Origin of the sequence: Dongia mobilis, from assembly GCF_004363235.1 — a bacterium.
GTDB classification, from domain to species: Bacteria; Pseudomonadota; Alphaproteobacteria; order Dongiales; family Dongiaceae; genus Dongia; species Dongia mobilis.
This window is the reverse complement of the sequence record NZ_SNYW01000006.1, coordinates 442,883-456,863: the sequence shown is the minus strand read 5'-3', so window position 1 is coordinate 456,863 and position 13,981 is coordinate 442,883. Positions and strand designations below refer to the sequence as shown.

The following is a 13,981-nucleotide window of genomic DNA, read 5'->3' as shown; positions in this document are numbered from 1 at the left end:
TCACTCGCTGATCGCCGCCAGCCATTCCTTGATCCAGGCATCGCGATTGGCGGCGGCTTCCTCGGCCGGAAGCAGCAGGGCCTTCTCCGGCTTCGGCAGCTCGGCGAAGGCCTGCGGCAGATCGGCACCGATATCGCGCGCGGGATACATGTAATTGGTGGTGGGCAGGACCTTCTGCGCCGCAGGCGAAACCAGGAAGGCGAGGAAGGCTTGCGCGAGTTCGGGCTGCGCGGAGCTCACGAGGCGCGCTGCCACCTCGATCTGCATATAATGTCCTTCCGGGAAGATCGCCGCCTTGTAGCGGTCGGTTTCCTCGACGATCTGGTGATAGGCGGGCGAGGTCGTGTAGGAGAGCACCAGCGGCGCCTCGCCGGCAGTGAAGAGGCCGTAGGACTCGCTCCAGCCCTGGGTCACGGTGAGGATCTTCGGCCTGATGCCGACCCAGATCTCCGGCGCCCGATCGCCATAGAGCGAGCGCAGCCACATGACGAGGCCGAGTCCCGGCGTCGAGGTGCGTGGGTCCTGGATCAGGATCTTCGGCTCCGCCTTGCCATCGGCAAGATCGGCCAACGAGGATGGCGGCGCCGGCAGCTTTTCGCTGTCATAGACGAAGGCGAAATAGCCCCAGTCATAAGGCACGAAATCGACATCCGCCCAGGCGATCGGCAAGGCGAGCCCGGCAAGATCGACGCCATGCGGCGCAATGAGGCCGGTCGCCCTGGCCTCGGCGACGAGGTTGGTGTCGAGGCCCAGCACCAGGTCGGCCTTGGTATTGGCCCCTTCCATCTTCAGCCGCGCCAGCAGCGCTGCGCCGTCCTCCAGCGCCACCCAATTGAGATCGCAGGCGCAGCTGGCCTCGAAGGCCTGTTCGAGTTGCGGCCCCGGGCCCCATTCGCTGGTGAAGGAATTGTAGGTGTAGACGGTGAGGACGGGCTTTTCCTGGGCCATTGCCGGCACGGAGGCAAGCGCCACGGCGAGCGCCACCGCGAACGGCAGGGTGCTACCCGAAAAGAGGCCGATAATCGATGTTTTCCGCATGGTCGAGCTTCCTCCGCTATGGGTCAGGCGGCGGAAGTAGCGGTGCAGGAAAGTCGGGAAAGGCTTCATGCGCTCACTCACATCCCTCCGCCGGCATGACCCGGATCAGGTTCCGCGGGTTGAAGCGAATGCCGCCTCTCTCAGCCCCATCTGGGGCACCCCGTTGAGTGCGGTCAATGTCACGAAGCGGATGCGACTTGTCAAGTCGCGGCAGCGATCAGGCGGCAGCGATCAGGCGGCGGCGATCAGGCGGCGGCGATCAGGCGGCGGCGATCAGGCGGCGGCGAGCCAGGCCGGCAGAGCGGGATCGGCAAGGCCGCGGCGCAGGCTGGCGACCCGGGCATCGCGCAAGGCGGCGAGCTCCGGCGCGGCATTGCCGGAAACGAGTTCCATCTCGCACCAGCTCGCCGCCACCAGCATGAGGGCCAGCCGATAGAGTTCGAAGCGCGGCCATAACGCCGGGCCGATAAACGGGGTCAGCAGATCGCGCTGCTCAGCCGCAGGCAGGGGCGATTCCAGTGTCACCGCGGCCAGATCCCAGAGCGGTTCCTCCATCGCCGCGAATTCCCAGTCGATGAGAAACAGCCGGCCATCGGCGCGGCGCAGGAAATTGGCCGGGTTGGGATCGATATGGCAGGGAACGCGCCGGCCCGGGTGACGGGCGAGTGTCAGCCGGATCGGTTCCAGTGCCTGGCGGAGTTCGGTCATCAGGGGTGTCGGCGCCAGGGCGAGATAGAGATCGATCGCGCCGAAGAGGCTCTGCTGCTGCGGAAAGACGATGTCGGCGCGGTGCAGCCGGCCGAGATGGCCGAGCATGTCGGCGACGAGGGAAGAATCGGCGAGATCGGCGGGGCCAAGCGGCCGCGCCTCGGCAAGATAGGCGGCGATGAACCAGCCGCGGGCAGGGTCGAGGGCCAATACCGGCGGCGCGAGGCCGAGGGCCGCCACCGCCGCCGCGTTCCGCCCCTCGGCGCTGCGGTCGAGATAGCGCGAGGCACTCTCACCCGGCCAGCGCAGCACGAGATCGGCACCCGGCGCCTGCAGCCGATAGGAACGGTTGGTGATGCCGCCCAGCGGCGTTACTAACCAGCGCGCGCGGGGGTGCCGCGCCAGCAGCGGCTCGCTCAGGAACAGGGCTTCGATCTCAGGCTCCAACCTCATGCGAGCGCGCTTAGCCGAGAGCGGGCCCATTTGGCAAGACATCTTGGCAAGGGTATCGCCCGCTCTGGCAGGGGCATCGCCCCCTTGTCAGCACTCCGCCGCTCTGTCACCGTGCCGCCAGCGGACAGCAGAGGGCGACCAACTTCATGCAGGGAAAGACAAGCGACGCCACGCTGGTGGCCCTCACCGGCGACACCGATCTGATCGCGCGTTTGCGCGCCTGCAGCGCCGACGGCCGTTTCGACCTGGCGGCGGCGGCCGATCCCGAGGCGGCGCGCGCGGCACTCACCGCGCACGGTGCGCGCGCCATCGTGCTGCATGATTTGCGTGGCCCGCGCGCCAGCCTCAGGAGCGCCATCCCGGTGCTGGGCCGCCAGGGGGTGGTGCTGGCCCTGGTCGATGACGAGGCAAGCCCCGCCGCCGCCGCGGCACTGGAAGCCGGCGCCGTCGCCGCGCTGGCGGCGGCGGATCTGTCACCGGCCTTGCTGCGGCACCTGATCCGCCTTGCCCTGCTGGTGCGGGCCGGCGAGGAACGGCAGAAGAAGACGCGGCTCAACGAGCCCGTCATCGGCATCCCGGCCCAGGCCCTGTTCTGGGAGATCCTGTCGCTGGCGGTGCGGCGCGCCCGGCGCAACAAGGATTTCTTCGCCTTGCTGCTGCTCGATTTCGACAATTTGCCGGATGGCGAAAGTGCCGAGGGTCCCTATCGCGACGTCGCCCTGCGCGATCTCGTCGCGCGCATCCAGCCAACCTTGCGCGGCAGCGACACGATCGCGCGCCTGGAATCGCAGCAGCTCGTCATCCTGGTGGAATCGATGCCGCGGGTCGAGGACGTGCAGATCGTCGCCGAGAAGATCATCGAGGAGGTCGAGGCGCCCGGCGACAGCGCGCTTGATCTGGCCATCGGCATCGCCCTCTTCCCGACCAGCGCCGACAGCGCCGAGGACATGCTGGCCCGCGCCACCGACGCCATGCTCCAGGCCCGGGAGCGGGGACGGAACCGTTTCGCGTTCGGGTAAGGGCACCCGGCACAGGCCTTGCATCGTCAACCCCGACACCTTCACCAACGGGGAAGATTCTGCCCATGCTGTCCATGTTCTCGAAACGGCAAGCGCCGGAAAAACCGGGCCCGAACAACCGGATAGAGCCGAAATCGACGCGCGGGCGGAATGACAACGTGACCCCGCTCAAAATGCCGCCGAAGGTGGAGGGCGACGGTGCCCGGGCCATGGCGCGGCCCGAGGTCGAGCGCCTCAAGATGTTCGAGAACGCGCCCAATTCCGGGCAGTATCTCTATCACCTCGCCAGCGATATCCGCAGCTTCACCCGGGCCGAGACCGAGAGTGCGGTGGTGAAATGCACCCCGGTCGAGGTGCAGCGCGTCGCCCGGCTGCTGGCCAAGCTGAAGGGCCGCTACCTCGCCCAGGTGGTCGATCTGGGCAGTCTCAAGCGGGCCTCGATCGGCGAACTCGATATCGGCGAATTGCGCCGCGCGCGCGAGATGGCCGAAGAGGTCGAGCGCGGGCTCAATGCGCTGCGGGAAGCGATCGAGCGCGGCGACCTGCCGCTCGATGGGGTGAAGAGCGAGTATCCCTGAGGAACCTGCACTGAGTAAGGGCACCCCACCTTGCCCTTGCTGCCGTGATCGCCTAATCCTGTCGGCCCCGCCCTACTGACCGACAGGACAAGACCCGACATGCGGACACTCTATCCGGCGATCGAACCCTATCAGACTGGCTATCTCGATACCGGCGACGGCCACCAGGTCTATTGGGAGATCTGCGGCAACCCGCAAGGCAAGCCGGCGGTCTTCCTGCATGGCGGGCCGGGGGCCGGCTGCTCGCCGGCGCATCGCCGCCTGTTCGATCCCAAGAAATACCGCGTGCTGCTGTTCGACCAGCGCGGCTGCGGCCGCTCGAGGCCCCATGCCAGCCTGGAGAACAACACCACCTGGCATCTGGTCAAGGATATCGAATCCTTGCGCGCCATCATGGGCGTCGAGAAATGGCTGGTCTTCGGCGGCTCCTGGGGCTCGACCCTGGCCCTCGCTTATGCCGAGACGCATCCGGCCTGCGTCAGCGAATTGGTGGTGCGCGGCATCTTCACCCTGAAGAAGCGCGAGATCGACTGGTATTACCAGAACGGCGCCTCCAACCTCTTCCCCGACCTCTGGGAGAGTTTCCTGGCACCGATCCCCGCGGCCGAGCGCGGCAATCTGGTCGAGGCCTACCGGAAGCGCCTGACCGGCGACGACCGCGCGGCGCAGCTTGAAGCGGCGCGGGCCTGGAGCGTCTGGGAGGGAAGCACCATCAAGCTGCTGCCGAGCCGGCAGAACGCGACCTCCTACGGCCAGGACCAGTTCGCCCTCGCCTTCGCCCGGATCGAGAACCATTATTTCAGCCATGGCGGCTGGATGGAGGACGGCCAGATCATCCGCGATGCCCATAAGCTGAAGGACATTCCGGGAATCATCATCCAGGGCCGCTACGACGTCTGCACCCCGGCCGTCACCGCCTGGGAACTGCACAAGGCCTGGCCGGAGGCAAAATTCACCATCATCGACGACGCTGGCCACGCCTTCGACGAGCCGGGCATCCTCAACGCGCTCATCGAAGCGACGGACGGATTCGCGGGGTAGTCGTTTCTTCGGAGAGCGAGCCTGTTTCCGCCCCCTCACCCCAACCCCTCTCCCGCGAGGGGAGCGGGAATGAGGTGCCGGTGGCATTAATCCTCAAAGCTGAAAACTATCGCACCTCGCCCGCATAGCCCCTCTCCCCCGCCGACAGAGTTCGGCATCAGCCTCCGGGCCGGAGAGGGGTTGCGCTTGAGGGGGCGAAACACGGCGAGTTCTACGCCGTCAGCCGGCCGTGGCAGTGCTTGTATTTCTTGCCGGAGCCGCAGGGGCAGTCGGCGTTGCGCGGCGTGCTGGCCCAGGCGGCGGGCGCGTTGTCGGCCGAGCCGACGGGCGGAGCCGCAGGGGCCGGCGGCGGGGCCGGAATCTCGGATTGCTGGCGGATCTCGATATAGGAGAGCATGGTGGTGGTCTGCTCGCGCAGGCGGTCCAGCATGGTCTCGAACATCTCGAAGGCTTCGCGCTTGTATTCGTTCAGCGGATCGCGCTGGGCATAGGCGCGCAAGCTGACCGCCTGGCGCAGGTGATCCATGTTGAGGAGGTGTTCCTTCCAGTTCTGGTCGAGGATCTGGAGGACCAGCGACTTCTCGATCGCACGCATCAGCTCCGGTCCGGCATTGGCCGCCTTCTCCGCCATCTTGCGGTCGACCGCCTCGGTCAGGCGCTCGCTGATCGCCTCGTCGGCGATGCCCTCTTCCTTGGCCCAGTCGGCGAACGGCAGGTCGAGGCCGAAGATGCGCAACACCTCCTCGTGCAGCCCCTTCACGTCCCACTGCTCGGCGAAGGCCTTTTCCGGGATGTAGCGGGCGATCAGGTCGGCGATGACCTGGTGGCGCATGCCGATGACCTCTTCCTTGAGATCGGTCGCCGCCATCAGTTCCTTGCGCTGCTCGTAGATCACCTTGCGCTGGTCGTTCATCACGTTGTCGAACTTCAGCAGGTTCTTGCGGATCTCGAAATTGCGCGCCTCGACCTTCTGCTGCGCCTTTTCCAGCGCCTTGTTGATCCAGGGATGGACGATGGCCTCGCCTTCCTTGAGGCCGAGGCGCTTCAGCATGGTGTCCATGCGCTCGGAGCCGAAAATGCGCATGAGGTCGTCCTCGAGCGAGAGGAAGAAGCGCGAGGCGCCGGGGTCGCCCTGGCGGCCGGAGCGGCCGCGCAGCTGGTTGTCGATGCGGCGGCTCTCATGGCGCTCGGTGGCGATGACGAAGAGGCCGCCGGCTTCGAGCGCCACCTTCTTCTTGGCCTCGACATCGGCGGTGATCTCGGCGATGCGCCGCTCGCGCTCGGGCCCCTCGGCCATGTCGCCGAGCTCGCGCTCGATGCGCATCTTGATGTTGCCGCCGAGTTGGATGTCGGTGCCGCGGCCGGCCATGTTGGTGGCGATGGTGACGGCGCCGGGCACGCCGGCATCGGCGATGATGAAGGCCTCCTGTTCGTGGAAGCGCGCGTTGAGCACCTGATGCGGGATGTTCTTCTGCTTGAGGACACCGGAGAGCAGTTCCGATTTCTCGATCGAGACGGTGCCCACCAGGACCGGTTGCTGGCGGTTGCGGCATTCCTCAACCAGTTCGACGATCGCCTGGTACTTTTCCTTGGCCGAGCGATAGACCTCGTCATGGTGGTCGATGCGCTTGACCGGTACATTGGTCGGGATCTCGATCACGTCGAGGCCGTAGATGTCGGAGAATTCCGGCGCCTCGGTCATCGCCGTTCCGGTCATGCCGGCCAGCTTCGGGTACATGCGGAAATAGTTCTGGAAGGTGATCGAGGCCAGGGTCTGGTTTTCGTTCTGGATCTTGACCTTTTCCTTTGCCTCCAGCGCCTGGTGCAGGCCTTCGGAATAGCGGCGGCCCTCCATCATGCGGCCGGTGAACTCGTCGATGATGACGACCTTGTCGTCCTTGACGATATAGTCGACGTCGCGGGTGAAGAGCTTGTGCGCGCGCAGCGCCTGGTTGACGTGATGCACCAGGCTGATATTGGCGGCGTCGTAGAGCGAGCCGCCCTTCAGCATCCCGGCGCCCTTCAGCAACTGCTCGATATGCTCGTTGCCGGCGTCGGTCAGCGTGACATGGCGGGATTTCTCGTCCTTCTCGAAATCCGCCTCGACCAGGTGCGGGATCAGCGTGTCGACGCGGGCATAGAGGTCGGAATTGTCCTCGGTCGGGCCGGAGATGATGAGCGGCGTGCGCGCCTCGTCGATCAGGATGCTGTCGACCTCGTCGACGATGGCGAAGTTGAACGGCCGCTGCACCATGTCCTCGACGCGGTGCTTCATGTTGTCGCGCAGATAGTCGAAGCCGAACTCGTTGTTAGTGCCGTAGGTCACGTCGCAGGCATAGGCGGCGCGGCGCTCGACATCGTTGAGGCCGTGCACGATTGCGCCGACCGAAAGGCCGAGGAAGCGGTAGACCTGGCCCATCCAGGTGGAATCGCGCCTGGCGAGGTAGTCGTTCACCGTGATGACATGGACGCCCTTGCCCTCGAGCGCATTGAGATAGGTGGCGAGCGTCGCCACCAGGGTCTTGCCTTCGCCGGTCTTCATCTCGGCGATCTTGCCCTGGTGGAGGACGATGCCGCCCTTGACCTGGACATCGAAATGGCGCTGGCCGAGGGCGCGCTTGGCCGCCTCGCGCACGGTGGCGAAGGCGTCGGGCAGGATGTCGGTCAGGCTTTCGCCCTTCTTGAGCCGCTCGCGCAGCCAGTCGGTGCGCCCGCGCAGCTCCGCATCGGTGAGCGGCGCCACCTGCTGCTCGAGGGCGTTGACCTGGGCGACCGTCCTGTCCAGGCTCTTGATGAATCGGTCATTCGCGGACCCGAAGACCCGCCTCGCCAACGCCGCGAACATGCTTAGAAACCTTCAAAATTCGGGAATATTGCCAGGCAAAGGATCCGGCAATAGATGGGGCAACAGATAGGTTGCGGGCGCTTCCCTGTCAACTTGGGGTGAAGTATCGGAAATCCTTGACCTTTCCCCTTGTAAGGGGCCCCGCGCTTGGGCATAGTCGCCGGCAATTTGCGGCCCGGCCCGGGACGAATCCGGCCGGCGGCAGGTCACCTTCGGCTCTCCAAGGACCCACCCAGACCATGAACCAGCGTCGTTTTTGCAGCCTTGCCCTCGCTCTCGGCCTGATGGCGGGGGTCGGTTCGCTCGCCCTTTCCGCCCGGGCGCAGGAGACTGCCCAGCCCGACCCCAACCTCGTTGTCGCCAAGCTCAACGGCGAGGACATCACCCGCCAGGACGTGGTCGATTCCGCCCAGAACCTGCCGCCCGAGATCCAGGCCAATCTCGACCAGCTGTTTCCGCAGCTGCTCGACCGCCTTGTCTTCCTGAAGCTGGTGGCCGGCCAGGGCCGCGCCGACGGCCTGGCCGAGGACCCGGAAGTCAAGGAGCTGATGCGCCAGTACGAGGACAACGCCATCCGCGAGATCTTCTTCCAGCGGGCCATCATGGCCAAGGTGACCGACGAGGCCATCAAGGCGCGCTATGACGAGGAAGTGAAGAACTTCCCCGAGGAGCGCGAGGTCCGCGCCAGCCATATCCTGGTCAAGACCGAGGAAGAAGCGCAGGCGATCATCGAGCAGCTGAAGGGCGGCGGCGACTTCGCCGCGATCGCCAAGGAGAAGTCGACCGATACGGCCAGCGGCAAGAATGGCGGCGACCTCAACTGGTTCACCAAGGAGATCATGGTGCCGGAATTCGCCGACGCGGCCTTCGCCATGAAGAAGGGCGAGGTCTCGCAGTCACCGGTCAAGTCGCAATTCGGCTTTCACATCATCAAACTGGACGACGAGCGCATGAAAGCGCCGCCCAGCTTCGAGCAGCGCCGCGACGATATCCGCGTGCAGCTGACCGAGGAACTGCGCCAGCAGGTGGCGAAGGATCTCAAGGACAAGGCCCAGCTCGAGATCATCGACCCCAGCGGCGGCGCCAAGGCGGCGCAATAATCCCGACCCGGCCGGAACGCGCAGAGGCAGCAGCCAAGATGGGCGCCAAGGTTTCCCCGCTCGCACCGAATGTGTTCCACCAGCCGCCGGCCCTCCCAGGGGCGCGACTGGCAGCGCGCGCCTGCGGCGTCCGCTACCAGGGTCGCACCGACGTCATGCTGCTGGAACTGGCGCCCGGCAGCACGATCGCCGGCGTGCTGACGCGCTCGCTGACCGCTTCGGCACCGGTCGATCTCTGCCGCAGGCACCTGAAGGGCGGCAAGGCCCGCGCCATCCTGGTCAATGCCGGCAATGCCAACGCCTTTACCGGCAAGCTGGGCGTGGACGCGGCACAACGCTGCGTCAAGGCGGCGGCGGCGGCACTGAAATGCAAGACCAGCGAGATCTATGTCGCCTCGACCGGCGTCATCGGCGAACCGCTCAACGACAAGAAGATCACCGACAACCTGCCGGCCCTCATCCGCGAGCTCAAGGCCGATGCCTGGGATGACGGCGCCCGCGCCATCATGACCACGGATACCTTCCCGAAGATGGCGACGCGCTCTGCCCGGATCGGCGGGACGGAAGTCACCATCAACGGCATCGCCAAGGGCTCGGGCATGATCGCGCCCGACATGGCGACCATGCTGGCCTTCGTGGTGACGGATGCGAAAATCCCGGCACCGATCCTGCAGGCGCTGCTCAGGAAGGGTGCCGACAAATCCTTCAACTGCATTACGGTCGACAGCGACACCTCGACCAGCGACACGCTGCTCCTGGCCGCGACCGGCCAGGGGCCGAAGCACAAGAAACCGGCCTCGGCAGCCGATCCGATCCTGAAGGAATTCCGCGCGGCACTTGACTCGCTGCTCACGGACCTTGCCGTCCAGGTAGTGCAGGACGGCGAAGGCGCCGAGAAACTGATCACGATCGATGTCAGCGGCGCCGCCAGCGCCAACGCGGCGCGCAGGATCGGACTTGCCATTGCCAATTCGCCGCTGGTCAAGACGGCGATCGCCGGCGAGGACGCCAATTGGGGCCGCATCGTCATGGCGGTCGGCAAATCGGGCGAAAAGGCCGATCGCGACCGGCTTTCCATCAGCATCGGCGGGGTCGAGATCACGCGCAACGGGCAGCGCCGCGCCGATTACGACGAGGCCCCCGTCGCCGACCATATCAAGACGCGCGACATCCGGATTGCCGTCGATGTCGGCGTGGGCAGGGGCAGCGCCCGGGTATGGACCTGCGACCTCACCCATCGTTATATCGAGATCAATGCCGATTACCGTTCCTGACCTGACGACGACGCGCCTCGATCTGCGGCCGCTGACGCCGCGCGATGCGGTCGACGTCGTGCGCCTGGTGAACGATTTCGAGGTCGCCCGCTATACAGCGACCATTCCGCACCCCTATGACATCGACATGGCGCGCGAGTTCATCGCCGCGCCGGAGACCGCGGCCGATGCCGGCGAACGCTTTCCGGACGATCCCGAAGGTGCGGTCGTGCTGGCCATCGCCCTGCGCGAGGACGGACGCCTGCTGGGCTGCATCGGCCTGCAGAAAACGCCTGAGGGAACCGAACTCGGCTATTGGATCGGCCGGCAATACTGGGGCATGGGCTATACCACCGAGGCGGCGGTGCGCATCACCCGCCTCGCCTTCGAGACCTACCGGCTGCCCTTCCTGATCGCCTCGGCGGTGACCATCAACGATGCCTCGCACCGCGTGCTGGAGAAGGTCGGCTTTGCCGTCACGGGCACCGGCGAGATTCATTCCCGCGCGCAGAACAGCGCATTGCCGGTGGTGCACCGGCGCCTCGACCTGGAGGACTGGCAGCGGCGATCCGCCGCCGCCGACAGCCAGGCAGCGCAATGAGGCGGGGGCGATGAAAGGGTGCAGTCTGCTGCTGGTGGTTGCCGTGGCGCTGGTCGATGCCGACGGCCGCGTCCTGCTGGCGCAACGACCGCTAGGCAAGAGCCTGGCCGGCCTCTGGGAATTTCCGGGCGGCAAGGTGCAAGCGGGCGAAACCCCGGAAGCGGCCCTGATCCGCGAATTGCACGAGGAACTGGGGATCGACGTCAAGGAAAGCTGCCTTGCCCCGCTGACCTTCGCCTCGCACGGTTACGAGGCCTTCCACCTGCTGATGCCGCTTTATGTATGCCGCCGCTGGGAAGGAACGGTCACGCCACGGGAGGGGCAGAATCTGGCCTGGGTGCGCCCGACCCGCCTTGCCGACTATCCGATGCCGCCGGCTGACAAGCCGCTCATTGCCACACTGTGCGATTTGTTGTGAAATCCACGGTCGTGAACCCGACATAGGGGAACCCAGGATGCGTATTCCATCGTCGCTATTGGTTGCCGCGGTTCTGATCGGCCTCGCTTCACCGTCGGCAGCCGACCCCGTCGGGCTGGTCCAGAAGCTGCAAAACACCGCCTACGGCACGCCGCCGCAAGCGGCGAGAATGCCGAAGCAGCCCACCGACGGCGTCGAATTCAACGAATTGATCGAGACGGTACCGAGAAGCGCCATCGAGATCGGCTTCATCGACGGTTCCAGCCTGACGCTGGGCGCCGATGCCAGCGTGCTGATCGACGAATTCGTCTTCGATTCCGCATCCGGCAGCGGCAATGCGGTAATTGGAATCGGCAAGGGTGCGGTGCGCTGGGCCACCGGCGTCATGCCGCCGCAGAATGTCGTCATCGAAACGCCCACGGCATCGATTGCCATTCGCGGCACCTTGCTCAAGATCGGTGTCAAGCCCAATGGCGATTCCATCATCGCCCTGCTGCGCGGCCTGGTGAATGTCCGCTCGATCAACAGCGGCCAGTCGGCCGACCTCAACCCCGGACAGACGGCCCTGGTGACGCGCGACGGAGTCGAGGTCGTGGACCAGGTCCTGTCGGTGGCGGATGCCATCGTCGACGACGGCTGGTCGCGGGCGGAGGATTTCAGTACCGGCCGCCGTGGTCGCGGCCGGGATAGCAGCGGAAGCGGTGGCAGCGGCAGCGGCAACAACAGCAACGACTACTGATCGCTGGCACCGATCGCGCTGCCAAGACTGATCCGGCCCGAGCCGCGGCGCGCCGGTTGTTGCTGACTGATGTCAGGCGCCCAGCCGGTCAGAAAAATCGCCTGGATGGTGGCGCCGATCCTGCCATCTGCGGCCGCATGGCGCTGTTGATAAAGTGCTGCCGCATGCGCCAGGACACGGCGGCCCGTCGGGTTGCGGCGCCGCGCCGCCAGGGCATTCCCCTCGCCCATCCCCCGCAAATCACGCATCAGCGCGAAGGCATCGGAATAGGTCAGGGTGATTGTTTCACAATCGGCGACCGGCAGGGTGAAGCCGGCCCGCTGCAACAGACCCGCCATGTCACGCAGGCCGGCCATCGGCGCGACGCGCGGGCTGGCGCCGCCCGTTTCGGCCAGTTCCGCCTCCATCAGACATTGGCGCAACTCGGTCAGCGTTTCGCCACCCAGCATGACGCCGAGAAAGAGCCCGTCCGGCCGCAATGCCTGGCGGATCTGCAGCAGCGCGCCTGGCAAATCGTTCACCCAGTGCAATCCCATGCAGGAGAGCGCCAGATCGAGGCTGCCCGGGTGAAAGGGTAGCGCCTCCAGATCGCAAATGACGGCGGGGCGCACCCCGCACAGCGCCGGGTCGCCGACGGCGGCGATTACGGTTTCGATCCCGCCCGGCAGGGAATTGCCCTCCAGCAGCCGGCCGGGAAAAGGCGACAGATCGACCGCCAGTGGAAAGCGACGGCGGACATCCGAAAGGCGGTCGATCAGGCGGTCGCCGAGTTCCCGCAGCAGGAAATCGTGCCGGTCGAAACGGGTCAGTGCGCGACGACGCTGCCGGCCAAGCTGGCGACGATCGAAGACCAGCATCTGGCTGTCCGACGGCTTGACGGGTTCCTGCTCCATCAGGGCTGAGTATCCCCCCTGCCGACATTCGGCAAGCGGGTAAATGCCGGATGGTTGCCGGGTAATTGATGGGGCAGTTGACGGGGCCGGCCGGATCGGCCTCAGATGATGCGCATGATCCCAGCCGCCACCCCAGCGCCGATCATCGGCCATATGCGCAGCATGTTCGGGCGATGCCTTGATGCCGTCCTGCCGCCCCGCTGCCTGAAATGCGGCGCGTTGGTGGACAGGCAGGGCGGGATTTGCCCCGATTGCTGGCAGGGCCTGCGCTTCCTCGGCACGCCGGCTTGCGCGTGTTGTTTCCTCCCCTTCGAATTCGACCAGGGGCCGGGCGCCCTCTGCGCCGCCTGCGTCGCCGCGCCGCCGCCTTTCGACCGGGCCCGCGCGGTATTGCGCTATGACGAGGCCAGCCGCGACCTGGTCCTGGCCTTCAAGCATGCCGACCGAACCGCCTCGGCCCCGGCACTCGCCGCCTGGATGGCCCGGGTCGGGGCCGAATTGCTGGTCGAGGCGGATCTAATCGTGCCGGTCCCGCTGCATTGGTCGCGGCTCTTTGCGCGGCGCTACAACCAGGCCGCCCTGCTGGCCCTGGCTCTCAGCCGGGTGAGCGGCCGGCCGACCCAACCGGACCTGCTGGTGCGGCTACGCGCCACCGCCAAGCAGGGGCATCTCGGTCGCCTTGCCCGGCAGCGCAACGTCGCAGGCGCCTTTGCCGTCAATCCGCGGCGGGCCGGCGAGGTCGCCGGGCGGCGCATCCTGCTGGTCGACGATGTGATCACGACCGGCGCCACGATTTCCGGCTGCGCCAGGGTCCTGCGCCGCGCCGGCGCCTCAGGCGTCGATGTCCTCGCCGTCGCCAGGGTCATTCCGGCCTGATGGGCGAAGCGGCCCAATCCGCGGACCAGAGCCCCCTTGTCAAGGCATGGTCGAAGCCTGACATTAGGGGTGACTCGTGGCGCCGGAAGCCGGCGCTGCAGAACGTGGCCGAACCGGTGCATAAATGGCGAAAGTCGAAATCTATACCACCATGCTGTGCGGCTATTGCTACCGCGCCAAGAAACTGCTGGAGGAGCGAGGCGTCAGCTATCGCGAAATCGACGTGATGACCGACGGCAAGCTGCGCGAGGAAATGCGCGCCCGGGCCGGCGGTCGCTCGACAGTACCGCAGATCTTCATCGACGACCGGCATATCGGCGGCTGCGACGATCTCTATGCGCTGGACCGCGCCGGCAAGCTGATGCCACTGTTGACGGCCAGCAGCTGAGCTTGCGTGCAACGGCATCCGCGGCGGGGCC

14 protein-coding genes and 1 riboswitch are annotated in these 13,981 nt (G+C 66.3%); of the genes, 10 read left to right on the top strand and 4 right to left on the bottom strand.

Annotation, left to right across the window (positions count from 1 at the left end):
• Both thiB and A8950_RS03680 read right to left on the bottom strand, forming a co-directional pair.
• Window positions 1–1,038, bottom strand: coding sequence for a thiamine ABC transporter substrate binding subunit (thiB, locus tag A8950_RS03685; protein WP_133612245.1), 1,038 nt, complete (start codon window positions 1,036–1,038; stop codon window positions 1–3).
• Window positions 1,039–1,102: 64 nt separating this feature from the next.
• Window positions 1,103–1,211: riboswitch (TPP riboswitch) on the bottom strand.
• 100 nt (window positions 1,212–1,311) lie between these two features.
• Window positions 1,312–2,199: a choline/ethanolamine kinase family protein gene (locus A8950_RS03680; protein WP_166644978.1), complete on the bottom strand. Its 888-nt coding sequence runs from the start codon at window positions 2,197–2,199 to the stop codon at window positions 1,312–1,314.
• A gap of 146 nt (window positions 2,200–2,345) precedes the next feature.
• Between A8950_RS03680 and A8950_RS03675 the strand changes: the two genes are divergently transcribed.
• From A8950_RS03675 to pip, 3 genes are all read left to right on the top strand, one after another.
• A complete protein-coding gene (locus A8950_RS03675; protein WP_133612243.1) occupies window positions 2,346–3,218 on the top strand; it encodes a GGDEF domain-containing protein in 873 nt (290 codons plus the stop codon).
• A 158-nt stretch (window positions 3,219–3,376) separates the two neighbouring features.
• Entirely contained in the window at window positions 3,377–3,796 is a 420-nt protein-coding gene (locus tag A8950_RS03670; RefSeq protein WP_133612242.1) for a hypothetical protein, read from the top strand.
• A gap of 99 nt (window positions 3,797–3,895) precedes the next feature.
• Window positions 3,896–4,837: a prolyl aminopeptidase gene (gene pip, locus A8950_RS03665; protein WP_133612241.1), complete on the top strand. Its 942-nt coding sequence runs from the start codon at window positions 3,896–3,898 to the stop codon at window positions 4,835–4,837.
• Window positions 4,838–5,048: 211 nt separating this feature from the next.
• On the opposite strand, the gene secA is transcribed toward pip, so the two are convergent.
• Window positions 5,049–7,682, bottom strand: a complete 2,634-nt coding sequence (gene secA, locus A8950_RS03660) for a preprotein translocase subunit SecA (RefSeq protein ID WP_133612240.1) — start codon at window positions 7,680–7,682, stop codon at window positions 5,049–5,051.
• Window positions 7,683–7,921: 239 nt separating this feature from the next.
• Here secA and A8950_RS03655 point away from each other — a divergent pair, with 239 nt between their 5' ends.
• The 5 genes from A8950_RS03655 to A8950_RS03635 are packed head-to-tail and all read left to right on the top strand — an operon-like array spanning window position 7,922 to window position 11,793.
• Window positions 7,922–8,782: a peptidylprolyl isomerase gene (locus A8950_RS03655; RefSeq protein ID WP_133612239.1), complete on the top strand. Its 861-nt coding sequence runs from the start codon at window positions 7,922–7,924 to the stop codon at window positions 8,780–8,782.
• A 38-nt stretch (window positions 8,783–8,820) separates the two neighbouring features.
• Window positions 8,821–10,056: a bifunctional glutamate N-acetyltransferase/amino-acid acetyltransferase ArgJ gene (gene argJ / locus A8950_RS03650; protein WP_133612238.1), complete on the top strand. Its 1,236-nt coding sequence runs from the start codon at window positions 8,821–8,823 to the stop codon at window positions 10,054–10,056.
• Window positions 10,037–10,636: a GNAT family N-acetyltransferase gene (locus A8950_RS03645; protein WP_166644977.1), complete on the top strand. Its 600-nt coding sequence runs from the start codon at window positions 10,037–10,039 to the stop codon at window positions 10,634–10,636. Before argJ ends, A8950_RS03645 begins: the two co-directional genes overlap by 20 nt.
• Before the next feature lie 10 nt (window positions 10,637–10,646).
• Entirely contained in the window at window positions 10,647–11,054 is a 408-nt protein-coding gene (locus A8950_RS03640) for a (deoxy)nucleoside triphosphate pyrophosphohydrolase (protein WP_133612236.1), read from the top strand.
• A 37-nt stretch (window positions 11,055–11,091) separates the two neighbouring features.
• Window positions 11,092–11,793, top strand: a complete 702-nt coding sequence (locus A8950_RS03635) for a FecR family protein (RefSeq protein ID WP_133612235.1) — start codon at window positions 11,092–11,094, stop codon at window positions 11,791–11,793.
• Here the strand turns inward: A8950_RS03635 and A8950_RS03630 are convergent.
• The gene (locus A8950_RS03630) at window positions 11,787–12,686 is read right to left on the bottom strand and encodes a methyltransferase domain-containing protein (RefSeq protein ID WP_243735520.1); all 900 of its coding nucleotides are present in this window, start codon (window positions 12,684–12,686) and stop codon (window positions 11,787–11,789) included. The two genes, A8950_RS03635 and A8950_RS03630, sit on opposite strands and share 7 nt — an antisense overlap.
• Before the next feature lie 105 nt (window positions 12,687–12,791).
• Between A8950_RS03630 and A8950_RS03625 the strand changes: the two genes are divergently transcribed.
• Window positions 12,792–13,562, top strand: coding sequence for a ComF family protein (locus tag A8950_RS03625; RefSeq protein WP_322090923.1), 771 nt, complete (start codon window positions 12,792–12,794; stop codon window positions 13,560–13,562).
• A gap of 124 nt (window positions 13,563–13,686) precedes the next feature.
• Window positions 13,687–13,950: a glutaredoxin 3 gene (gene grxC / locus A8950_RS03620; RefSeq protein WP_133612234.1), complete on the top strand. Its 264-nt coding sequence runs from the start codon at window positions 13,687–13,689 to the stop codon at window positions 13,948–13,950.
• The last annotated feature ends 31 nt before the right edge of the window (window positions 13,951–13,981 follow it).